This is a genomic window from Streptomyces sp. NPDC058231, from assembly GCF_042882275.1.
GTDB lineage: Bacteria > Actinomycetota > Actinomycetes > Streptomycetales > Streptomycetaceae > Streptomyces.
Genome location: NZ_JBHVWN010000010.1, coordinates 116,921 through 138,181, shown reverse-complemented (window position 1 = coordinate 138,181; position 21,261 = coordinate 116,921). Strand labels below are relative to the sequence as shown.

The following is a 21,261-nucleotide window of genomic DNA, read 5'->3' as shown; positions in this document are numbered from 1 at the left end:
CGCCGCGCCCCGGCAGGAACCGGGAGCGGCGCCGCGCTCCGCCCCCCTGCGGCGGCCGCCCGGCCCGTCATGGTCATGCGCCCCCGGGCCCGCCCGACCGGGCCGACCCGGAGCACGCCCGACCGACAGCCCTCAGGTCAGTCCGGCTGCCTCTCCTCGCGCCTGGAGCGCGCCCACCGCCGCGGTGATCGCGGGCCGTCGGGCCGCCTCCGTACGCCACAGTGCGTACAGCCGCCGTACCGGTACGGGATCGAGCGGCACCGCGACGACTCCCTCCGGCAGCGGACCCCGCCCGAGCCGCGGGATCATGGCGACCCCGAGCCCGGCGGCGAGCAGCGCCAGCTGGGTGTGGTTCTCCTCCGCCTGGTGCCGGATGTCGGGCTCGTACCCCGCAGCCCGCAGCGTCCGTACGAGCCAGTCGTGGCAGACCGTCCCGGGCGGCTGGCAGATCCACCGCTCCTTCGCCAGTTCCTCGCGCCGCACCCCGCGCCGCCCGGCGAGGCGATGCCCCTCCGGCACCAGGAGATCGCACCGGTCGTCACCGATCACCGCCTGCGCCACCCCTTCCGGGGCGGGCAGCGGGGCGATGTCCCAGTCGTGCGCGACCGCCAGATCGATCACGCCCTTGGCCACCAGATCGACCGACAGATGCGGGTCGACCTCGGTCAGCCGGACGTCCAGGGCGGGATGGTCGCGGTCCAGCCCGGCCAGCACGGCGGGCAGCAGACCGCGCGCCGCGGAGGCGAACGCGCCGATCGAGAGCCGGCCCGTCGGCAACCCCCGGCGCTCCTCCAGAGTCGTCTCGGCACGCTCCACGATCGCCAGCAACTGCTGTGCCGCGGAGACGAGATGGAGAGCCTCTTCGGTGAGCGCGACACCTCGGCCGCGCCGTTCCAGCAGCGTCGTGCGGGTCTCCCGTTCCAACTTCGTGATCTGCTGGGAGACCGCCGACGGGGTGTAGCCGAGCGCCGCGGCGGCGCCGGCGACCGAGCCGTGGACGGAGACGGAGTGCAGCGCGCGCAGCCGGGACAGATCGAGCAACGGAACCTCCGGTACGCGGAGGCCGCCCCACCGGGGTGCGCGGCCCTTGCCAGATTCATCAGCAACGCTTAATTCAACCATGAAGAAATCCGCGCTGGTGCTACATGATGCAGGCGGGTGATCCTCGGTCCATGCGTCCCCTCCACATCGCCCTGGCCGCCCTTGTGGCCGCCGTCTGGGGTGTCAATTTCGTCGTGATCGAGCTCGGCCTCGGACACTTCCCGCCGCTGCTCTTCTCCGCCCTGCGCTTCCTGGTCGCGGCGCTCCCCGCGGTCTTCTTCGTCGGACGCCCCAAGGTCGCCTGGAAATGGATCGTGAGCGTCGGGCTGGTCCTCGGCGTGGCGAAGTTCGGGCTGCTGTTCATCGGCATGGACCGAGGGATGCCCGCCGGTCTCTCCTCCCTCGTGCTCCAGGTCCAGGCAGTCTTCACGGCTCTCTTCGCGGCGGTCACGCTCGGCGAACGGCCCGGAAGGACAAGGGTGTTGGGCATGGTGACGGCGCTGGCCGGCATCGGGGTCGCGGCGGTGGACGAGGGGGCGGGCGGACCTGTGCTCGCGTTCGTCCTGGTGATCGTGGCGGCGGCCTGCTGGGGTGTGTCGAACGTCCTCACCCGCAGGGCCGCCCCGCCCGACTCCCTCAACTTCATGGTCTGGGTCTCGACCGTCCCGGTACTGCCGCTGCTCGGCCTCTCGCTGCTCCTCGAGGGCCCGCACCGCGACGCCGACGCACTGGCCGCGCTGGACATGAGCGGGGTCGGGATCATCGTGTACGTGGCCTGGGTCACCACGGTCTTCGGCTTCGGGGCTTGGGGCTTCCTGCTCCGCCACCACCCGGCCTCGTCCGTCGCCCCGTTCACCCTGCTCGTGCCGGTCTTCGGGATGTCCTCGGCCGCGTTGTTCCTCGGCGAGTCGGTGAGTCCGCTGCGGTGGTGCGCGGCGGCGCTGCTGGTGGGCGGGGTGGCGCTGACGTCGCTCGCGGGGGCGCGCAGGCCGCGGCCCGTGGCGCCGGAGTCCACGGAACCGCAGCCGGTGAGCGCCTGATCCGGGTGGCCTACTGCTTGGGCGCACCCAGCCGCAGCAGGTGCTCGCGTCCTGCGCCCAGCAGTCCCGGCAACTCGGCCGCGTCCGGATGCCAGCGCTTCTCGTACTCCCAGCAGACCCAGCTGTCCGCGTCCAGGGTGTCCAGGCAGGCCCCGAGCGGCAGCACCCCGGCGCCGAGCGCCAGCGGCCGTGTGTCCTGCGCCGACGCGATGTCCTTCACCTGGACGTAGCCCAGGTGCGGGGCGAGCACCGCATGGGTCGCGGCCGGTTCCTCGCCCGCCAGCCAGGTGTGCATGATGTCCCACAGCGCACCGACCTGGCGGTGCCCGACCGTTCCCGCGACCCGGGCCACGTCGGCTCCGGCCCGGTGCGAGTCGTGGGTCTCCAGGAGGATGCGTACGCCCAGGTCGGCGGCGTACGGGGCGGCGGCGGCCAGCCGGCGGGCGGCGTTCGCGTCGGCCACCTCGGGATCCAGTGAGCCGCCGCCGGGGAAGACCCGGACATGTTGCGCGCCGAGGTCGTGGGCCAGTTTCACGAGTTCGGCGAGCCCGGCGATCACCGGCTCGTCCTCCCCTTCGGCGGCGACCCGGACGTACCCGGCGACGGTCAGGATCTCGACGCCGCCCCTCTTGAACTCCTGGGCCACCTCACCCCGTTCGGGTCCGGAGAGTCCCGGGTGCACCGGCTCCTCGGCGTGGGCGCGCAGTTCCACCCCCTGGTAGCCGTGGTCGACGGCGAGCCGGATGACGTCTGCCATCGGCATCCCCGGCACTCCGAGGGTCGAGAAAGCGAGCTTCACGAGCGTGTTCCTTCCGTCGGTACGTGCCACTGCGCCTGACGGGACCGGACAGCGGCCCGCACATCATCGGCCCACGGCACGCGATACGGGTACCCCCGGCCGGGCGGCGGAATCAGCGGGCGGCGCCGGCCGCCGGATGCCCTCGGCTGTGACGGCCTCGCCCCGGTGTCACTTCCGCGGCGCCGCCGTGGACCCCCGCACCATCAGCTCCGCCGCGATCGTCGCGACGCCTCCCGGCGGCGGGGTCTCCTTGCCCATGGCCAGCCGTCCCGCGCGCGCCCCCGCCTCGAACAGCGGCAGCCGTACGGTCGTCAGCGCCGGCACCGCGTCCACCGAGAACGGCAGGTCGTCGAAGCCGGCTACGGAGATGTCCTCGGGAATACGGAGGCCGCGGTCCCGGATCGCTGCGCACGCGCCCAGCGCCACCGTGTCGTTGGCGGCGACGATCGCCGTCACCTCCGGTTCGCGGCGAAGGAGTTCGAGAGTGGCGTCGTAACCGGAACGCCGGTCGTACGGGCCGTGCACGGTGAGACGGTCCTCGTCGCGCTCGCTCGCGAGGCGCCCCTCCATGGTCCCGCCGTCCCCGTGCAGCCCTGCCGCCGCCATCGCCTCGCGGTGACCCTCCAGCCGGTGGCGGGTGGTGGTCCGTTCCTCCGGCCCCGCGACATAGCCGATCCGTCGGTGGCCCAGCGAGAGCAGGTGCTCGGTGAGCCGCCGGCCGCCACCCCGGTTGTCGAAGGCGAGCGCCGCCACGACCGCGTCCCCGTCCGGCAGTGGAGGCCGCCCGCACAGCACCACCCGGGTGCCCGCGTCCGCGAGTTTCGCCAGCTTCGCGGCCATCGCGGCCTGGTGCGCCGGGTCCTCCACGGCGCCGCCGGTGAGCACGACCGCCGCTGCGCGCTGGCGCTGGAGCAGGGTGAGGTAGGTGAGTTCGCGTTCGGGGGAGCCGCCGGTGTTGCAGATGACGGCGAGCTTCTCGCCCCCGGCCCGTCCGGAACCGTCGCCCGGCCCGCCGATCTCCGTCTGCGCCGCCCCCGCCATGATCCCGAAGAACGGGTCGGCGATGTCGTTGACCAGGACGCCGACCAGATCGGACGTGGCAGCGGCGAGCGAGCTCGCCTGTCCGTTCAGCACGTAGTCCAGGTCGTCCACGGCGCGCAGCACCCGCTCCCGAGTGGACGCCGCCACCGGGTAGTTGCCGTTGAGCACCCGGGACACGGTGGCGGGTGACACCCGGGCGCGAGCCGCCACATCGGCCAGGGTGACTGTCATCGCATCCTCCGAGGGTTTTGACCGGGCCCTCTTGTCCGGGCCGCTGTCGGCAGGCTAGCGTCATACCGCATAGAAAGCGCTTGCTAAAGCTGTATGGAGGGGAACTTCGTGACACGCAGGACAGTGCGCATCGCCATGAACGGCGTCACAGGTCGCATGGGATACCGGCAGCACCTGGTGCGCTCGATCCTCGCGATCCGCGAGCAGGGCGGCCTCGACCTCGGCGGCGGCGAGGTGCTGTGGCCCGAGCCCGTGCTCGTCGGACGTCGCGCCCACGCGCTGGAGGAACTCGCCGCGCAGCACGGCCTGACCGAGTGGTCGACCGATCTGGACGCGGTGCTCGCCGACGACTCGATCGACATCTACTTCGACGCCCAGGTCACCTCGGCCCGCGTCGAGGCGATCAAGAAGGCGATCGCCGCGGGCAAGCACATCTACACCGAGAAGCCCACCGCCACGGACGTCGAGGGCGCCCTGGAGCTGGCCCGCCTCGCCCGTGACGCCGGGATCAAGCACGGTGTCGTCCAGGACAAGATCTTCCTGCCGGGTCTGCTGAAGCTGAAGCGCCTCATCGACGGCGGCTTCTTCGGCGAGATCCTCTCCGTTCGGGGCGAGTTCGGGTACTGGGTCTTCGAGGGCGACTGGCAGGAGGCGCAGCGCCCGTCGTGGAATTACCGGGCGGAGGACGGCGGAGGCATCGTCGTCGACATGTTCCCGCACTGGGAGTATGTGCTCCACGAGCTGTTCGGCCAGGTCAAGACCGTTCAGGCGCAGGTCTCGACGCACATCCCGGAGCGCTGGGACGAGCAGGGCAAGCCGTACGCGGCCACTGCCGACGACGCCGCCTACGGCATCTTCCAGCTGGCGAGCGGAGCCGTCGCCCAGATCAACTCCTCCTGGGCCGTCCGGGTCAACCGCGACGAGCTCGTCGAGTTCCAGGTCGACGGAACGCACGGCTCCGCCGTCGCCGGACTGCGCAACTGCCGTGTCCAGCACCGCTCCGCCACCCCCAAGCCGGTCTGGAACCCCGACCTCCCGGTCACCGAGTCGTTCCGTGACCAGTGGCAGGAAGTCCCCGACAACGCCGTCTTCGACAACGGCTTCAAGGCCCAGTGGGAGCTCTTCCTGCGGCACATCGTGCTCGACGAGCCGTACAGCTGGGACCTGATGGCCGGCGCCCGGGGCGTACAGCTCGCCGAGCTCGGTCTCAAGTCCTCCGCGGAGGGCCGCCGCCTCGACGTTCCGGAGCTGACGCCGTGACGACCCGACTCCCGTCCCGTCCGGAGCTGATCCCGTGACCATCCATCTCCCGCAGGGTCCGTACGAACCCCGCACCACCCCGCTCGACCTCGCCCCGGGCGGGGCGCCGCTCGCCTCCCGTACGGTCTTCTCCGCCGCCCATGTGGTCGCCGACCCGTACGCCGACGTCAGCCCCGACGCCCCCGCGGCCGTCGACTGGGAGGCCACCCTCGCCTTCCGCCGACACCTGTGGTCGCACGGTCTCGGTGTCGCCGAAGCCATGGACACCGCCCAGCGCGGCATGGGGCTGGACTGGGCCGGTGGCGCCGAGCTGATCCGCCGCTCAGCCGCCGAGGCGAAGGCGGTCGGCGGCCGGATCGCTTGCGGTGTCGGCACCGACCAGCTTCCCGTGGGGCCCGCCACGCTCGCCGAGGTGCGGGCCGCGTACGAGGAGCAGCTCGCCCTCGTCGAGGAGAGCGGTGCCCAGGCCATCCTGATGGCGTCCCGCGCCCTCGCCGCCGCGGCGAACGGTCCCGAGGACTACCTCGAGACCTACGCCCACCTGCTGCGCCAGGCCTCGGAACCTGTCGTCCTGCACTGGCTCGGCCCGATGTTCGACCCGGCACTCGACGGCTACTGGGGCTCGTCGGACCTCGACGCCGCCACCGACACCTTCCTGAAGGTCATCGCCGAACACCCCGACAAGGTCGACGGCATCAAGATCTCGCTCCTGGACGCCGAGCGCGAGATCGACGTACGCCGCCGGCTGCCCGGAGGCGTCCGCTGCTACACCGGCGACGACTTCAACTACCCCGAGCTGATTGCGGGCGACGACCGGGGCTTCAGCCACGCGCTGCTCGGCATCTTCGACCCGCTCGGACCGCTGGCCGCCCACGCGGTGCGCGTTCTGGACACCGGGGACGTCCAGGGCTTCCGGGAACTCCTCGACCCCACGGTCGAACTGTCCCGGCACCTCTTCCGGACGCCCACCCGCTTCTACAAGACGGGCGTGGTCTTCCTCGCCTGGCTGGCCGGGCACCAGGAACACTTCACGATGGTCGGCGGCCTCCAGTCCGCCCGCTCGCTGCCGCACCTGGCGACGGCGTACGAACTCGCCGACCGGCTGGGCCTGTTCCCCGACCCGGAGCTGGCCGAATCCAGGATGCGCGCCCTGCTCACGGTCAACGGAGGTGTCCGGTGACGGACCTGTCGCGTCTGAGCATCAACCAGGAGACCATCAAGCAGTGGTCACTGCCCGAGCTCACCGAGGGCTGCGTCAAGGCGGGCATCGGCAAGGTCGGCCTGTGGCGAGCCCCTGTCCAGGAGTACGGGGTGGAGCGCACCGCGCAGCTCCTCGCCGACGCCGGGATCTCCGTCACCAGCCTGTGCCGGGGCGGCTTCTTCACCGCCCTCGACCCGGCCGAACGGGCACGTGCCCTGGACGACAACCGTGCCGCGATCGACGAGGCGGCCGCGCTGTCCACCGACACCCTGGTCCTGGTCTCCGGCGGCCTTCCGGCCGGGAGCCGTGATCTCCACGGCGCCCGCGAACGCATCGCGGAATCACTCGCCGAACTGGGCCCGTACGCGCAGGAGCGCGGTGTACGCCTGGCGATCGAACCGCTGCACCCGATGTTCGCCTCGGACCGCTGCGTCGTCTCCACCCTGTCCCAGGCCCTGGACATCGCCGAGCGCTTCCCGGCGGAGCAGGTCGGCGTGGTCGTGGACACCTACCACATCTGGTGGGACGACCAGGCGGCCGCACAGATCGCGCGGGCCGGCGCGGGCGGACGCATCCACTCCTTCCAGCTGGCGGACTGGATCACGCCGCTACCGGCGGGCGTCCTGGTCGGGCGTGGCCAGCTCGGCGACGGAAGTGTCGACTTCCGGGCCTTCCGCCGGATGGTCGAGGCCACCGGCTTCGCCGGACCGATCGAGGTGGAGATCTTCAACGAGGGCCTGTGGGCGCGTGACGGCGCCGAAGTTCTCGCCGAGGTCGCGGCCCGGTACGTCGAGCACGCCTGCTGAGAGCGGGTCCGGATCGGCAGCGTAAAGAGATCGTAAAGGGCTACAACCCTTCGGCGCCCTGCCGGGTCGTATCTTGCGTCGGGCGCTTCCGGGGAGGGATCCGGGGGGATCGGGAAGCCCTGACGGAGGGGGAAAGCGAGGGGGGTCCGGTCTTCTGACCGGGCCCCATTTCGCGTTCCGGGACAACTACGGGGCGCCGGCCCCGGCTGCCTCCCGGCACGGCCCGGCGCGGAGCGGTCCACCCCGGCCCGACCGGAGGCCGGCGCGGGAGTCACCTGCACACTCCAGCGCCTTCCGCGCATCCACTACCCGCATGCTTCCGGCGACGACGCCGCCGTCCGGTCCCGGCGTGTCACCACCGGTCGCCGACGCGCACCTTGTCCCACTTGCTCTTGGCTATGCACAGCTCGTGGGCGTCGTTGTCCAACTCGATCTGCCAGCAGGCCGAATGACGGTGCGGGACACGGTGGCTGCCCGTCCGCACCGAGCGGCACGACCTCTTGGTCCTGCCCTTGCTCCGGGACGTGGTGCATTCCCGCTTCGTGACCGACTCGGTGGACCACGTGGTGCGGGCCGGCTTGTACTCCTTCTCGGTGATCTTGCCGTGCACCGCGCTGCTGCCACAGGCGGCCAGGAGCAGTGCGGTCAGGGGCACCGCGGCAAGGGCGGCGATCCGGCGAACAGGCATGGGCGGGTCCTCTGCGACAAGGGGGCGATGCCGGGCCGGGTCGGGAATATGGCGACGGCGCTGGTCAGCGCAGCATCATAGGGACGGGTGCCCACCGGACGCCAGGTATCCGGCAAGCCCACGGCCGCTCATCGGAAGGACAGGGGGCCGAGCCCGGTCGGTCGGGGCTCGCGCCGCAGACCGGGACGGCGGTCGAGCCCTGTCGCGCGGGGAGCCGCCGGAACGCCGAAAACAACCGTGGCAGGACTCCCCGGACTTCGGTGCGGGGAGTCCTGCCACGGCTGGTGCTGACGGACGGCGCCGGCCTGGGGTTCCGGGCCGGGCACAGCGTCGTGAGCGTTCGGCCCGGGTACGGCGAGCGATCTGCTCGCAATACCGAGGACCTTGTCGGTGGAACGGCGGGCCGGCCCGGTGACGGTCGGGACCGGCTCTGTCGTAGGCCGATCAGTAGGCCGAGTTGACGTTGTCGATCGAGCCGTAGCGGTGGGCCGCGTAGTTGCAGGCGGCGGTGATGTTGGCGACCGGGTCGTAGATGTTCCACGAGGTGCCGGCGACGTGGTACGCCTTGAACGTCGGGTCTATGACCTGGAGCAGACCCTTGGACGGGATGCCCTTGGCGGCATTCGAGTCCCAGTTGTTGATGGCGTTCGGGTTGCCGCTCGACTCGCGCATCAGGTTGCGGTAGATGCCGTTGTAGGAGCCCGGGATGCCCTTCGCGTGCATGATCGCCAGGGACTGGTTGATCCAGGTGTTGACGCTGCCGCCGGACTGGGCGGGGGTGGCGGCCGAAGCGGCCGGGGCGCTGACGAGGGAGCCGGCGACAACTGCCGCCCCGGCGGCGGCCATGCCCAGCGAGATCTTCTTGGTCTGGGTCATGTGAGCGAACTTCTTGGACATCGCGGAGATCTGCATCGGAATTACCTCTCCCGTGGGGATGCCAAGAATTCTTAAACGGGGTTTAAGCCCCGGTCAACGACCCTCATTACTATCGGGATACGTATAGGGAATCGCCAACGGTGTCCGAATTCGCCGCAAACAGGCCATTCGGAGGGGTCTTTGCCCTACTAAGTCGTATCATGGTGACGCACGCCATATCGCTCACATCACAAGACTAAAGTGTCTAATCATCACAAAACGGACATGGGGATATTGCCCGTGCCGGACAAAGAAACCGCTATTCGACTCGTGTGAGGAACTCGCGTGGCGCGCTCGTGCGACGAACTCGTGCGACGAACTCGTGCGACGAACTCGTGTAGCGAATGAAAAGCGCAAAGTAATGGAGTGCGGCGTACGGTCGGCCCATTCGCGCGCGGCCCGGAGAACTCGCGGAGGCCGCGTCGGGCGAGATGGCGGGTGGCGGCCTCGTCGCGACCCCGGATGCCGTGTGGTGAGGAAGTCCGGGACTCCGCCGTCGGAGTGTCGGTGGCGCCCGATACCGTCGGCTCATGTCCAACATGGCCGTCCTCGAAGGGGTCCTGGAGCGGATCACCTACGCGAACGAGGAGAACGGGTACACGGTCGCCCGCGTCGACACCGGCCGGGGTGCCAATGACCTGCTGACGGTCGTCGGTTCGCTGCTGGGTGCGCAGGTCGGCGAGTCGTTGCGGATGGAGGGGCGCTGGGGGTCGCACTCCCAGTACGGCAAGCAGTTCACGGTGGAGAACTACACGACCGTGCTGCCCGCCACCATCCAGGGCATCCGGCGCTACCTCGGCTCCGGGCTGATCAAGGGCATCGGCCCGGTGATGGCCGACCGGATCACGACGCACTTCGGCGTCGACACGCTCGACATCATCGAGCAGGAGCCGAAGCGGCTCGTCGAGGTCCCCGGGCTCGGACCGAAGCGGACGAAGATGATCGCCGCCGCGTGGGAGGAACAGAAGGCGATCAAGGAGGTGATGGTCTTCCTCCAGGGGGTCGGGGTCTCCACCTCCATCGCCGTCCGTATCTACAAGAAGTACGAGGACGCGTCGATCTCCGTCGTGAAGAACCAGCCCTACCGGCTGGCCGCCGATGTATGGGGCATCGGTTTCCTCACCGCCGACAAGATCGCGCAAGCGGTCGGCATTCCGCACGACAGCCCGGAACGGGTGAAGGCGGGACTGCAGTACGCGCTGTCGCAATCCACCGACCAGGGCCACTGCTTCCTCCCGGAGGAGCGGCTGATCGCGGACGGCGTCAAGCTGCTCCAGGTCGACACGGGGCTGGTCATCGAGTGCCTCGCCGAGCTGGCCGAGGATCCGGAAGGGGTCGTACGGGAGAAGGTGCCGTCGCCCGAGGGCGGGGAGCCGGTCACCGCCGTCTACCTCGTACCGTTCCATCGCGCCGAGGTCGCCCTCGCCGCGCAGGTCCATCGGCTGCTGCGGACCCCCGAGGACCGGATGCCGGCCTTCCAGGACGTGGACTGGGACAAGGCGCTGACCTGGCTCGCGGGGCGCACCGGCGCGAAGCTCGCCCCTGAGCAGGAGGCCGCCGTCCGGCTCGCGCTCAGCCGGAAGGTCGCCGTGCTGACCGGCGGCCCCGGCTGCGGCAAGTCGTTCACCGTGCGCTCGATCGTCGAGCTGGCCCGCGCCAAACGCGCGAAGGTCGTTCTGGCGGCGCCCACCGGGCGTGCCGCGAAGCGGCTGTCGGAGCTGACCGGGGCCGAGGCGTCGACCGTGCACCGGTTGCTGGAGCTGAAGCCGGGCGGGGACGCGGCGTACGACCGGGACCGTCCGCTGGACGCCGATCTCGTCGTCGTCGACGAGGCGTCGATGCTCGACCTGCTGCTCGCCAACAAGCTTCTGAAGGCCGTGGCACCCGGTGCCCATCTGCTGCTCGTCGGAGACGTCGACCAGCTGCCGTCGGTCGGCGCGGGGGAGGTGCTGAGGGATCTGCTCGCCGAGGGCGGGCCCGTGCCGGCAGTCCGGCTGACCACGATCTTCCGCCAGGCGCAGCAGTCCGGTGTCGTCACCAACGCCCACCGGATCAACTCCGGGACGCCGCCTCTCACCCAGGGGCTGAACGACTTCTTCCTCTTCGTCGAGGACGAGACGGAGGAGGCGGGTGTACTCGCCGTGGATGTCGCCGCACGCCGTATCCCGGCCAGATTCGGTCTCGATCCGAGGCGTGATGTGCAGGTGCTCGCCCCGATGCACCGCGGCCCGGCCGGCGCGGGTGTGCTCAACGGCCTCCTCCAGCAGGCCATCACCCCGGGCCGCCCCGACCTGCCGGAGAAACGGATGGGCGGGCGGGTCTTCCGCGTGGGCGACAAAGTGACCCAGATCAGAAACAACTATGACAAGGGGGAGAACGGTGTCTTCAACGGCACGGTCGGCGTCGTCACCTCGCTCGACCTGGACGAACAGAAGCTGACGGTCCTCACCGACGAGGACGAGGAGATCCCGTACGACTTCGACGAGCTCGACGAGCTGGCCCATGCGTACGCCATGACGATCCACCGGTCCCAGGGCAGCGAGTACCCCGCCGTCGTCATTCCCGTCACCAGGAGTGCCTGGATGATGCTCCAGCGAAACCTGCTGTACACCGCTGTGACGAGGGCCAAGAAGCTCGTCGTGCTGGTCGGGTCGCGTCAGGCGATCGGGCAGGCGGTCCGGACAGTTTCCGCAGGCAAGCGCTGTACGGCGCTGGATTACCGGCTGTACGGAGGATCTGGCGGAGGATCCCCGGAAAAATGATCGATCAAATCGGTGGGAAACATCACGGAGGCCTTCCGGAACCGGAGTCAAGGGGGCAGGATGAGTAAGTTGACGGCACTGAGTGCCGTCAGTAGGTCCAATGGACGACCCCGAGTGCACTCTCCTGAGCCAAATGGGGGAGGGTGGAGACAGTCAGGGAACCTCGAAGAAGAGGCACTACGTCGGTGAGGGATGACGTGAGCGACAACTCTGTAGTACTGCGGTACGGCGATGGCGAGTACACCTACCCGGTGATCGACAGCACCGTCGGCGACAAGGGCTTCGACATCGGGAAGCTCCGGGCACATACCGGCCTGGTGACGCTGGACAGCGGATACGGCAACACCGCCGCGTATAAATCCGCCATCACCTACCTCGACGGTGAGCAGGGCATCCTGCGGTACCGCGGCTACCCCATCGAGCAGCTCGCCGAGCACTCGACGTTCCTGGAGGTCGCGTACACGCTCATCAACGGCGAGCTTCCCAAGGTCGACGAACTGTCGACCTTCAAGAACGAGATCACCCAGCACACCCTGCTGCACGAGGACGTCAAGCGGTTCTTCGACGGCTTCCCGCGTGACGCCCACCCGATGGCCATGCTGTCCTCGGTCGTCAGCGCGCTGTCCACGTTCTACCAGGACAGCCACAACCCGTTCGACGAGGAGCAGCGCCACCTCTCGACGATCCGCCTGCTGGCCAAGCTGCCGACGATCGCCGCGTACGCGTACAAGAAGTCGATCGGGCACCCCTTCGTCTACCCGCGCAACGACCTCGGGTACGTCGAGAACTTCCTGCGCATGACCTTCTCGGTCCCCGCCCAGGAGTACGAGCTGGACCCGGTCGTCGTCTCCGCGCTCGACAAGCTGCTCATCCTGCACGCGGACCACGAGCAGAACTGTTCGACCTCCACCGTGCGCCTGGTCGGTTCCTCGCAGGCGAACATGTTCGCCTCGATCTCCGCCGGTATCTCCGCGCTCTGGGGCCCGCTGCACGGCGGCGCCAACCAGTCGGTGCTGGAGATGCTCGAGGGCATCCAGGCCAACGGCGGCGATGTCGACTCCTTCATCCGCAAGGTGAAGAACAAGGAGGACGGCGTCCGGCTGATGGGCTTCGGCCACCGCGTCTACAAGTCCTTCGACCCGCGCGCCAAGATCATCAAGGCTGCGGCCCACGACGTGCTGTCCGCGCTCGGCAAGTCCGACGAGCTGCTCGACATCGCGCTCAAGCTGGAGGAGCACGCGCTCTCCGACGAGTACTTCGTCTCGCGCAACCTCTACCCCAACGTGGACTTCTACACGGGCCTGATCTACCGGGCCATGGGCTTCCCGACCGAGATGTTCACCGTGCTCTTCGCGCTCGGCCGGCTTCCCGGCTGGATCGCCCAGTGGCACGAGATGATCAAGGAGCCGGGATCTCGCATCGGCCGCCCGCGCCAGATCTACACCGGCGAGGTCCTGCGCGACTTCGTCCCGGTCGAGGGTCGCTGAACCTCGTAGCCGAACCACCCCGGCCGTAGTGGCCGGTTGCCTTCGCCCCGCGTACCGCGCTTCGTACAGAGCGCGGTGTCCGGGGCGATCTGCTTTCCCGGCGCACGTTCCAACCGGGACGTCCCGCCGCACGGGAGGCGACCGGGCGGGGGCTGCGAGGCCCGTACCAAGCGAGAAGCGCCCCGCCGCCGATCCCCCCACGGGTCGACTGCGAGGCGCTTCCCATATCCCGGAGCGGATTCCCCCCACGGGATCCGGCCGGGCGTCTGTGGGAGCCGAAGCTCCTGGGTGTCGCTCGGGTACTGCTCTACTGCGTCACTGCGGTTGCGCGCCCCCGCGGTCTGCCGGGGTACGTACGGGAGGGCCGCTCAAAGCTCCCCGGTGCACGTGCCCCGGCCAACGCTTGCCTGAAGCATCCCCCAAGACGCTTCACCGGACGTCCCCCAAGACGTCTTTGGCATCGCACTCTTAGACTCGCGAGCTCATCGAATGGTTACCCAAAATCGATGTGATCTAGATCTCTTTGTGGAAATCATGTGAAGGCGCGCAACCGCAGGCTGTTCGTCACGACGAAGACCGATGAGAACGCCATCGCCGCTCCAGCAATCATAGGGTTGAGCAGGCCAAATGCCGCAAGGGGTAGGGCGGCCACGTTATAGCCGAATGCCCAGAACAGATTGCCCCTGATGATGGTCAGGGTGCGTCGGGAGAGCCTGATGGCATCGGCGACCACCTTGAGATCTCCACGAACGAGGGTCAGATCGCTCGCCTCGATCGCGGCGTCGGTGCCGGTCCCCATCGCCAGGCCGAGGTCGGCCGTGGCGAGGGCGGCCGCGTCGTTGACGCCGTCGCCGACCATCGCCACCGAATGGCCTTGCGCCCGCATCCGCTCGATGACGTGCACCTTCTCCTCCGGCAGCACCCCGGCGTAGACCTCGTCGATGCCGACGGCGCGGGCGACGGCATCCGCCACGACCCGGTTGTCACCCGTCAGCAGCACCGGCCTGAGACCGAGGGCGCGCAGCTCCGCGACGGCCTCCGCGCTGGACTCCTTGACCGCGTCGGCGACGCCGAGGACGCCGCGCGCCTCGCCGTCCCAGGCGACCACGACGGCGGTACATCCCTGGGCCACGACATCCGCGAGCACGGCGGAGAGCGCCTCGGGGATCTCGATTCCGGCGGCGGTGAGGAGTTGTTCGCGTCCGGCGAGGACGGTGTGTCCGTCGATGGTGGCGTGGACTCCGGTGCCGGGGAGGTTGGTGAAGTCGTGGGCGGTGGGGAGTGGGGTGGGGGTGCGTTCGGTGGCGGCGGTGGTGATGGCTCGGGCGATGGGGTGTTCGGAGGGGTGTTCGAGGGCGCCGGTGAGTCGGAGGAGTTGGGTGGGGTCGGTGCCGGGTGTGGGGTGGAGGGCGGTGAGGGTCATGCGGCCGGTGGTGACGGTGCCGGTCTTGTCGAGGACGACGGTGTCGATGCGGCGGGTGGTTTCGAGGACTTCGGGGCCTTTGATGAGGATGCCGAGCTGGGCGCCGCGTCCGGTGCCGACCATGAGGGCGGTGGGGGTGGCGAGTCCGAGGGCGCAGGGGCAGGCGATGATCAGTACGGCGACGGCTGCGGTGAAGGAGGCGGTGGTGTCGTCGGTGAGCAGGAGCCAGGTCACGAGGGTGGTCAGGGCGATGAGTAGGACGGTGGGGACGAAGACGGCGGAGATGCGGTCGGCGAGGCGTTGGGCCTGGGCCTTGCCGTTCTGGGCGTTTTCGACGAGTGCGGCGATTTTGGACAGGTGTGTGTCGGTGCCGATGCGGGTGGCTTCGACGACGAGTCGGCCGCCCGCGTTGAGTGTGGCGCCGGTGACGGTGTCGCCGATTCCGATCTCGACGGGTACGGACTCGCCGGTGAGCATCGACGCGTCGATCGCGGAGGCGCCCTCGACCACGGTGCCGTCGGTGGCGATCTTCTCGCCCGGACGGACCACGAACCGGTCCCCGACGGCGAGCCCGGCGACGGGGATACGTACTTCTGAGCCGTCGCGGAGGACCGCGACGTCCTTGGCGCCGAGGTGCATCAGCGCACGCAGGGCGGAACCGGCCTTCCGCTTGGCCCGCGCCTCCAGATGGCGACCCAGCAGGATGAACGTGACGACCCCCGCCGCGACCTCCAGATAGATGGTGGACGCACCGTCGGCCCCGGAGGCGGTGAGGTCGAATCCGTGCCGCATCCCGGTCATGCCCGCGCCGCCGAAGAACAGTGCCCGGAGCGACCAGCCGAACGCGGCGAGCGTGCCGACCGAGACCAGGGTGTCCATGGTGGCTGCGCCGTGCCGGAGGTTGGTCCAGGTGGCGCGGTGGAAGGGCAGGCCGCCCCAGACGACGACGGGGGCGGCGAGGGTGAGGGAGAGCCACTGCCAGTTGTCGAACTGGAGGGCCGGGACCATGGCGAGGAGGATGACGGGCGCGGCGAGCACGGCCGAGACGATCAGCCGCTGACGCAGGCCGGCGAGGTCGGCGGCCGCGGCGCGGTCGGCGTCGTCGGTACCGTCGGTGGTGGGGTGGGTGCTGGTGCTGGTGCTGGTGCTGGTGGTGGTGTCCGTGTCGACGCCGGCGGTGCCGGTGGGGCTCGTCGTGCCGGTCGGGGGTATGGGCGTGTCGGCCTCCGCCGGTGATTCCTCGGGCGGTGCGGGTGCCGGGCGGTGTACGGGCTGTGCCGTGTAGCCGGTCTTCACGACCGTGGCGATCAGATCCGCCAGCCGCGTCCCCGCTCCGTACGTGACCCGGGCCTTCTCGGTCGCGTAGTTCACCGTGGCGGTCACGCCGTCCATCCGGTTGAGCTTCTTCTCGACGCGGGCCGCGCACGAGGCGCAGGTCATCCCGCCGATCGTGAGTTCCGCTTCCGAACCCGCGGTCGCCGGGGCTTCGGCCTCTGTTGCGCTGTGCATGTCCGAACTCCTGAAATGCCGACCGGGCCGTGCCCCACCAGTATCTGCTGGTCGGTCCGGCCCGGCGGAAAAAGTTTGGTGCGGGTGGTGCGGGTGGTACTGACGACGCGGGTCTGCGGGGGCCCGGGCTGGGCCGCGGAGAGCGCTCAGGCCCGGCCGGCGAACGCGTAACCCGCCTCGTCCACCGCGGCGCGCACGGCTTCCTCGGGCAGCGGCGCCTCGGAGACCACGGTCACCTGACCGGTGGAGGCAACGGCCTTCACCGAGGAGACGCCCTCGATCCCGGAGAGCTCCTCCGCGACGGCGCCTTCGCAGTGGCCGCAGGTCATGCCGGTCACCCGATAGACGGCGGTGACCCCGCCGGTCGTGGCGTCGGCGCCGTCGTGGCAGGCGCCGCCGGGCGAGCAGCAGGAGCCGGTGGCCTGGGGGAGCTGGGTCTCGGCGGTCATGGTGTTCTCCTCTTCGGCACGTACATCTCGGTGTGACGTCGGAGGGCTCCGGGAAGGCCGGTGCACCCCGACACTCATCACTTTATACCCCTAGGGGGTATGAATGCGAAGGGGGGGGCGGTGCCGGCCGGGCGCTAGCGGCCATTCGGAGGAGCGGCGGCCGGGTGGGGCGGGCGGCGGCAGTGGGCGCTGTCGCCGACCAGTGGCTCCAGGTAGCGGAGGATCACGGTCTTCAACTCCCTGGTGTACGCATCTCGTTCGTCGCCGTCGTGGGCCATGATCACGTCGAGCCCGGCCTTGAACACGATGAAGATCATGGTGGCGACGCGGGTGATTTCGGCGGGCGGCGTGTCCGGGAGGTAGTCGCCGAGGATGGTCTCGACCCGGGAGAGCATCGTCGTGTGCAGGGCGTCGTGTCCGCGGATGATCACGCCGGGGATCTCCGGACCGTGCAGCAGGACGGTGAACGCCGGGTTTTCGCAGTTGAACGCGATCAGCGGGTCGAGCGTGGCATCCAGCATCCGGTCGAGGGGGAGGGCCAGGTTGTCGGGGAGGAAGGCCGCGCCGTACGTCTCGCGCCAGCGGTTCAGGAGCTGGTCGCCGAGCTCGACGGCGATGGCCTCCTTGTTCGGGAAGAACTGGTAGAGCGTGCCGGGTGAGACGCCGGCCTCGCGGGCGATGGCGTTGGTGCTCGCCGCGGTGTAGCCGGTCGCGCAGAACACGCTGGCGGCCGCTTTGAGCAGCTGCGCGATACGGGCTTCGCCGCGAGCCTGGCGACGGCGTGGGCGGGCGGTCCGGGTGGAGTCGGAGGCCTCGGCGGCCCCTGCGGGCTCCGCGCCCCCTGCTGCGCCGGTGGCCCCTGTGATTCTCGCGGCACCCGTGGCTTTCGCTGCGTCTGCGCCACCCTCGGCTCCCGCCGCTCCGGCGGCTTCGGCTCTGGCCTCCGACACGGTAATCCCCAGCTTTCATGGCGTGGTTGACAAACGCGAGTGGCCGCTCGCATTCTTGTGAAACGCGAGCGATGACTCGTGTTTGCCAGTGTAGGTGGCAACGACTGACCCATGCTGCCCTGTGCTGCCCGGGTCTGGGGGAAGGGGACACCGCACCATGCCTGAAGTCAACCGCCCGGAGCGACTGGGAGGCTGGACCCGCTTCGTCACGGCGCGACCGCGGCTTGCGCTGCTGGCCGCCCTGGCGATCACGGCACTCGCGGTGTTCGCGGGGAGCGGGGTCGCGGACCGGATGGGCAGCGGCGGCTGGGAGGCCCCCGGTGCCGAGTCGACGTATACGACGAAGGCGCTGGAGCGTGAGTTCCCCGCCTCCCAGCCCAACCTCCTGCTGCTCGTCGACAGCGGAAGCGCCTCGGTCGACGATCCGGCGGTGGCCGCCGAGGCCGCACGGCTCACCGCGAAACTGGCCGCGGAGAAGGGCGTCACCGGTGTCGGGTCCTACTGGCGGGGCAGATCGCCCGCGCTCCGCGCCGAGGACGGGCGGGAGGCGCTGATCGCAGCCAGGATCGAGGGCCAGGACAAAGCGGCGGGTGAGGTCCTGGACCGGATAGCCCCCGCCTACCGAGGGACGCACGGCCCGGTGACCGTCTCCGTCGGCGGACCCGTCGCCGTACGGCACGAGATGCAGACGATCATTCAGGAGGATCTGCTGCGGGCCGAGCTGATCGCCCTGCCGGTCACGCTGGTCCTGCTGGTCATGGTCTTCGGCAGCGCGATCGCGGCCCTGTTGCCGCTCGGTGTCGGAATCGTCGCGATCCTGGGGACCAACGCCGTCCTGCGCGGGATCACCGAATTCACCGACGTCTCGGTCTTCGCCCAGAACCTCACCACGGCGCTCGGCCTCGGACTCGCCATCGACTACGCCCTGTTCATCGTGCGCCGGTTCCGCGAGGAGCTGGCGACGGGGACGGACACCCGGACAGCAGTGGGCAGGACGCTGCGCACCGCGGGGCGCACGGTGCTGTTCTCCGCGATGACCGTGGCGGTCTCGCTCGCCGCGATGCTGGTTTTCCCGCAGTACTTCCTGCGCTCGTTCGCCTATGCCGGGATCGCCGTGGTTCTGCTGGCCGCGGCCGCCGCGCTGATTCTGCTGCCGGCCGCGCTGATGCTGCTCGGCCCGCGGATCAACTCCCTGGACCTGCGGCGCCTGCTGCGACGCCGAGGGACGGGGCGGGCCGCGGCGGTCCCAGGCGAGGCCGACGGATCCGGCAAGGGATGGGAACGCTTCGCGGCCCTGGTGATGCGCCGGGCGCCGGTCTTCGCGGCCGCCACCACCGTCGGGCTGATCATGCTCGGACTGCCCTTCCTCGGTGTGCGGTTCGGTACGGCGGACGACCGTCAGCTGCCCGCGACCGCCGAGTCGCACGTCGTCCAGCAGCACATACGGGACGGCTTCCCCGGCAGCCCCGGCGGCGGCCTGGCGGTCCTCGCGCAGGGTCAGGCGACTCCCGCCCGGTACGCCGAGTACCGGAGCAGGATCGCGGCACTCCCCGGCGTGCTGCGGGTGGACGGACCGGTGATGCGGGGACGGTCCGCGTACTTCAGCGTGCTGCCCGAGGGGGAGGCCGTGGGGGAGGAGTCCCAACAGCTGGTCCGGGAGCTCCGGGCCGAGCCCGCCCTGTTCGACACCTCGGTGACGGGTACGGCGGCGGTGCTGGTGGACTCCAGGAGCGCTATCGCGGACCGACTGCCCTGGGCGGTGGGGATCATCGCCGTGGCGACGCTGCTACTGGTCTTCCTGCTCACCGGCAGCCTGCTGATCCCGTTCCAGGCAGTGGTGCTCAACGCCCTGAGCCTCACCGCGATGTTCGGAGCGGTCGTCTGGATCTTCCAGGACGGTCATCTCTCCGGTCCCCTCTCCTTCACCAGCACAGGGGACATGGAGACGACACTGCCCGTGCTGATGTTCTGCGTCGCATTCGGACTCTCCATGGACTACGGGGTGTTCCTGCTCTCCCGGATCAAGGAGGAGTACGACCGCACCGGCGACCACGAACGGTCGGTGACCTTCGGGCTGCGCCGCACCGGAGGGCTGATCACCGCGGCTGCGGTGATCCTGGCGGTGGTGATGGTCGCCATCGGTACGTCACGGGTGACCAACACCAAGATGCTGGGCCTCGGTATCGCGTTGGCCGTACTGATGGACGCCATGGTGGTCCGGAGTCTGCTCGTCCCCTCCGTGATGAAGCTGACGGGCAAGGTCACCTGGTGGGCGCCTGCACCGCTGCGGGCCTTCCACCGGAGGTTCGGGCTGAGCGAAGGAGTGTCCCTCCCGGCCCCGGTCGAGCAGATATCCGCAGCCTCTCCGGGGCGGGACAGGATCAGCACCGGGGCGTAGATTCGGCGGTCCGATCAGCAGCGGGGGCACCCTCGGGTGGCAGGGCGTCCCTCCGGGCGGAACGAAGGGCGGGACCGATGCGAGCAGTGGTCTTCGAGGAGTTCGGGCAGGACGCCGCGGTGAAGGACGTGCCGGACCCGACCCCCTCCGACCAGGGTGTCGTGGTCCGGGTCGAGGCGACCGGGCTGTGCCGCAGCGACTGGCACGGCTGGACAGGCCATGATCCCGACATCGAACTGCCGCATGTGCCGGGCCACGAACTCGCCGGTGTCGTCGAGGCGGTGGGGCGTGGCGTCGCCAACTGGCGCCCCGGAGACCGGGTCACCGTCCCCTTCGTCTGCGCCTGCGGACGCTGCCCCGCCTGCGCGGCCGGGGCCCAGCAGGTCTGTGAGCGGCAGACCCAGCCCGGCTTCACCCACTGGGGGTCGTTCGCCGAGTACGTGGCACTGGAGCAGGCCGACGTCAATCTGGTAGCCGTGCCCCAGGAACTGTCGTTCGCGACCGCGGCGGGTCTGGGGTGCCGGTTTGCCACGGCGTTCCGGGCCGTTGTCGGCCAGGGCCGGGTGGCCCCGGGCGAATGGGTCGCGGTGCATGGCTGCGGCGGCGTCGGACTGTCGGCAGTCATGATCGCGGTGGCCTGTGGAGCCAGGGTGGTCGCCGTCGACGTCTCGGCTCGCGCTCTCGAACTGGCGCGGACCTTCGGCGCGGTGGAATGCGTGGACGCCTCAGCCTATCCGGACGGCGCCGACGAGGCCGTGCGTGAAATCACGGGTGGCGGAGCCCATCTCTCGCTCGACGCGCTGGGGTCACCGGTCACCTGCGCCGCCTCGATCCGTAGCCTGCGGTGGCAGGGGCGCCACGTCCAGGTGGGCCTGCTGCCCACGGCGGCCGGTGACCCCGTCGTCCCCATGGCCAGGGCGATCGGCCTGGAACTGGAGATTCTCGGCAGCCACGGGATGGCTGCCCACGACTACCCGCCGATGATGGACATGGTGCGGGCAGGCACCCTCCGTCCGGACCTGCTGGTCACGTCCACCATCACGCTGGACGCGGCCCCGGCCGCGCTTGCCGCGATGGGGACGGCTCCAGGGGCCGGCGTGACGATCATCGAACCGACGAAGTAGCGCGGGGCCGGCCGGGAGCCGGGGCGCGACGAACGCCGCGCGGGGAACGAACACCGGGCGTGACGAACACCGGCAGCGACCGGCCACCGGAAAGCGACCGGCCACCGGCCGCGACAGGAGGGCGCCGGGCGTGTCCA

At 70.1% G+C, this 21,261-nt stretch carries 16 protein-coding genes; 8 read left to right on the top strand and 8 right to left on the bottom strand.

Features of this window, described 5'->3' with window-relative positions; genetic code table 11:
* Positions 1-132: 132 nt before the first annotated feature.
* The gene (locus ACFVXE_RS10390) at positions 133-1,041 is read right to left on the bottom strand and encodes a LysR substrate-binding domain-containing protein (RefSeq protein ID WP_389670614.1); all 909 of its coding nucleotides are present in this window, start codon (positions 1,039-1,041) and stop codon (positions 133-135) included.
* A 131-nt stretch (positions 1,042-1,172) separates the two neighbouring features.
* Between ACFVXE_RS10390 and ACFVXE_RS10385 the strand changes: the two genes are divergently transcribed.
* Positions 1,173-2,081, top strand: coding sequence for an EamA family transporter (locus ACFVXE_RS10385; protein ID WP_389670613.1), 909 nt, complete (start codon positions 1,173-1,175; stop codon positions 2,079-2,081).
* 10 nt (positions 2,082-2,091) lie between these two features.
* Here the strand turns inward: ACFVXE_RS10385 and ACFVXE_RS10380 are convergent, their stop codons facing one another.
* Both ACFVXE_RS10380 and ACFVXE_RS10375 read right to left on the bottom strand, forming a co-directional pair.
* A complete protein-coding gene (locus ACFVXE_RS10380) occupies positions 2,092-2,880 on the bottom strand; it encodes a sugar phosphate isomerase/epimerase family protein (protein ID WP_389670612.1) in 789 nt (262 codons plus the stop codon).
* 168 nt (positions 2,881-3,048) lie between these two features.
* Entirely contained in the window at positions 3,049-4,152 is a 1,104-nt protein-coding gene (locus tag ACFVXE_RS10375) for a LacI family DNA-binding transcriptional regulator (protein WP_389670611.1), read from the bottom strand.
* Between the two features lie 108 nt (positions 4,153-4,260).
* Between ACFVXE_RS10375 and ACFVXE_RS10370 the strand changes: the two genes are divergently transcribed.
* The 3 genes from ACFVXE_RS10370 to ACFVXE_RS10360 are packed head-to-tail and all read left to right on the top strand — an operon-like array spanning position 4,261 to position 7,419.
* The gene (locus ACFVXE_RS10370; RefSeq protein WP_389670610.1) at positions 4,261-5,412 is read left to right on the top strand and encodes a Gfo/Idh/MocA family protein; all 1,152 of its coding nucleotides are present in this window, start codon (positions 4,261-4,263) and stop codon (positions 5,410-5,412) included.
* Between the two features lie 34 nt (positions 5,413-5,446).
* Positions 5,447-6,592 (top strand): dihydrodipicolinate synthase family protein, encoded by a 1,146-nt coding sequence (locus ACFVXE_RS10365; RefSeq protein WP_389670609.1) that lies wholly within the window; start codon positions 5,447-5,449, stop codon positions 6,590-6,592.
* Positions 6,589-7,419, top strand: coding sequence for a sugar phosphate isomerase/epimerase family protein (locus tag ACFVXE_RS10360; protein WP_389670608.1), 831 nt, complete (start codon positions 6,589-6,591; stop codon positions 7,417-7,419). The genes ACFVXE_RS10365 and ACFVXE_RS10360 overlap by 4 nt, the downstream gene beginning before the upstream one ends.
* A gap of 352 nt (positions 7,420-7,771) precedes the next feature.
* Here the strand turns inward: ACFVXE_RS10360 and ACFVXE_RS10355 are convergent, their stop codons facing one another.
* Positions 7,772-8,107: a hypothetical protein gene (locus ACFVXE_RS10355; RefSeq protein WP_389670607.1), complete on the bottom strand. Its 336-nt coding sequence runs from the start codon at positions 8,105-8,107 to the stop codon at positions 7,772-7,774.
* Positions 8,108-8,551: 444 nt separating this feature from the next.
* Complete coding sequence (locus ACFVXE_RS10350; protein ID WP_389670606.1) at positions 8,552-9,019, bottom strand: transglycosylase SLT domain-containing protein; 468 nt, start codon at positions 9,017-9,019, stop codon at positions 8,552-8,554.
* 533 nt (positions 9,020-9,552) lie between these two features.
* Here ACFVXE_RS10350 and ACFVXE_RS10345 point away from each other — a divergent pair.
* Together ACFVXE_RS10345 and ACFVXE_RS10340 are read left to right on the top strand one after the other, a co-directional pair.
* Complete coding sequence (locus tag ACFVXE_RS10345) at positions 9,553-11,784, top strand: ATP-dependent RecD-like DNA helicase (RefSeq protein WP_389670605.1); 2,232 nt, start codon at positions 9,553-9,555, stop codon at positions 11,782-11,784.
* 197 nt (positions 11,785-11,981) lie between these two features.
* On the top strand, positions 11,982-13,271 hold the full coding sequence (locus ACFVXE_RS10340) for a citrate synthase (RefSeq protein WP_389670604.1): 1,290 nt from the start codon (positions 11,982-11,984) through the stop codon (positions 13,269-13,271).
* Between the two features lie 532 nt (positions 13,272-13,803).
* Here the strand turns inward: ACFVXE_RS10340 and ACFVXE_RS10335 are convergent.
* From ACFVXE_RS10335 to ACFVXE_RS10325, 3 genes are all read right to left on the bottom strand, one after another.
* Positions 13,804-16,203 carry a heavy metal translocating P-type ATPase gene (locus tag ACFVXE_RS10335; protein ID WP_389670603.1) on the bottom strand — a complete coding sequence of 800 codons (2,400 nt, stop codon included), beginning with the start codon at positions 16,201-16,203 and terminating at the stop codon, positions 13,804-13,806.
* 146 nt (positions 16,204-16,349) lie between these two features.
* A complete protein-coding gene (locus ACFVXE_RS10330) occupies positions 16,350-16,652 on the bottom strand; it encodes a heavy-metal-associated domain-containing protein (protein WP_389670602.1) in 303 nt (100 codons plus the stop codon).
* 134 nt (positions 16,653-16,786) lie between these two features.
* Positions 16,787-17,518, bottom strand: coding sequence for a TetR family transcriptional regulator (locus tag ACFVXE_RS10325; RefSeq protein WP_389670653.1), 732 nt, complete (start codon positions 17,516-17,518; stop codon positions 16,787-16,789).
* Positions 17,519-17,759: 241 nt separating this feature from the next.
* Between ACFVXE_RS10325 and ACFVXE_RS10320 the strand changes: the two genes are divergently transcribed.
* Together ACFVXE_RS10320 and ACFVXE_RS10315 are read left to right on the top strand one after the other, a co-directional pair.
* On the top strand, positions 17,760-20,000 hold the full coding sequence (locus ACFVXE_RS10320) for an MMPL family transporter (protein ID WP_389670601.1): 2,241 nt from the start codon (positions 17,760-17,762) through the stop codon (positions 19,998-20,000).
* A 77-nt stretch (positions 20,001-20,077) separates the two neighbouring features.
* Complete coding sequence (locus ACFVXE_RS10315) at positions 20,078-21,124, top strand: zinc-dependent alcohol dehydrogenase family protein (protein ID WP_389670600.1); 1,047 nt, start codon at positions 20,078-20,080, stop codon at positions 21,122-21,124.
* Positions 21,125-21,261 lie beyond the last annotated feature (137 nt).

Excerpts from the sequence above, each read along its gene's own strand:
- ACFVXE_RS10385 (WP_389670613.1), top strand. The coding sequence starts at position 1,173 with ATGCGTCCCCTCCACATCGCCCTGGCCGCCCTTGTGGCCGCCGTCTGG.
- ACFVXE_RS10375 (WP_389670611.1), bottom strand. The coding sequence starts at position 4,152 with ATGACAGTCACCCTGGCCGATGTGGCGGCTCGCGCCCGGGTGTCACCC.
- ACFVXE_RS10355 (WP_389670607.1), bottom strand. The coding sequence starts at position 8,107 with ATGCCTGTTCGCCGGATCGCCGCCCTTGCCGCGGTGCCCCTGACCGCA.
- ACFVXE_RS10350 (WP_389670606.1), bottom strand. The coding sequence starts at position 9,019 with ATGCAGATCTCCGCGATGTCCAAGAAGTTCGCTCACATGACCCAGACC.
- ACFVXE_RS10345 (WP_389670605.1), top strand. The coding sequence starts at position 9,553 with ATGTCCAACATGGCCGTCCTCGAAGGGGTCCTGGAGCGGATCACCTAC.
- ACFVXE_RS10335 (WP_389670603.1), bottom strand. The coding sequence starts at position 16,203 with ATGCACAGCGCAACAGAGGCCGAAGCCCCGGCGACCGCGGGTTCGGAA.
- ACFVXE_RS10330 (WP_389670602.1), bottom strand. The coding sequence starts at position 16,652 with ATGACCGCCGAGACCCAGCTCCCCCAGGCCACCGGCTCCTGCTGCTCG.
- ACFVXE_RS10320 (WP_389670601.1), top strand. The coding sequence starts at position 17,760 with ATGCCTGAAGTCAACCGCCCGGAGCGACTGGGAGGCTGGACCCGCTTC.
- ACFVXE_RS10315 (WP_389670600.1), top strand. The coding sequence starts at position 20,078 with ATGCGAGCAGTGGTCTTCGAGGAGTTCGGGCAGGACGCCGCGGTGAAG.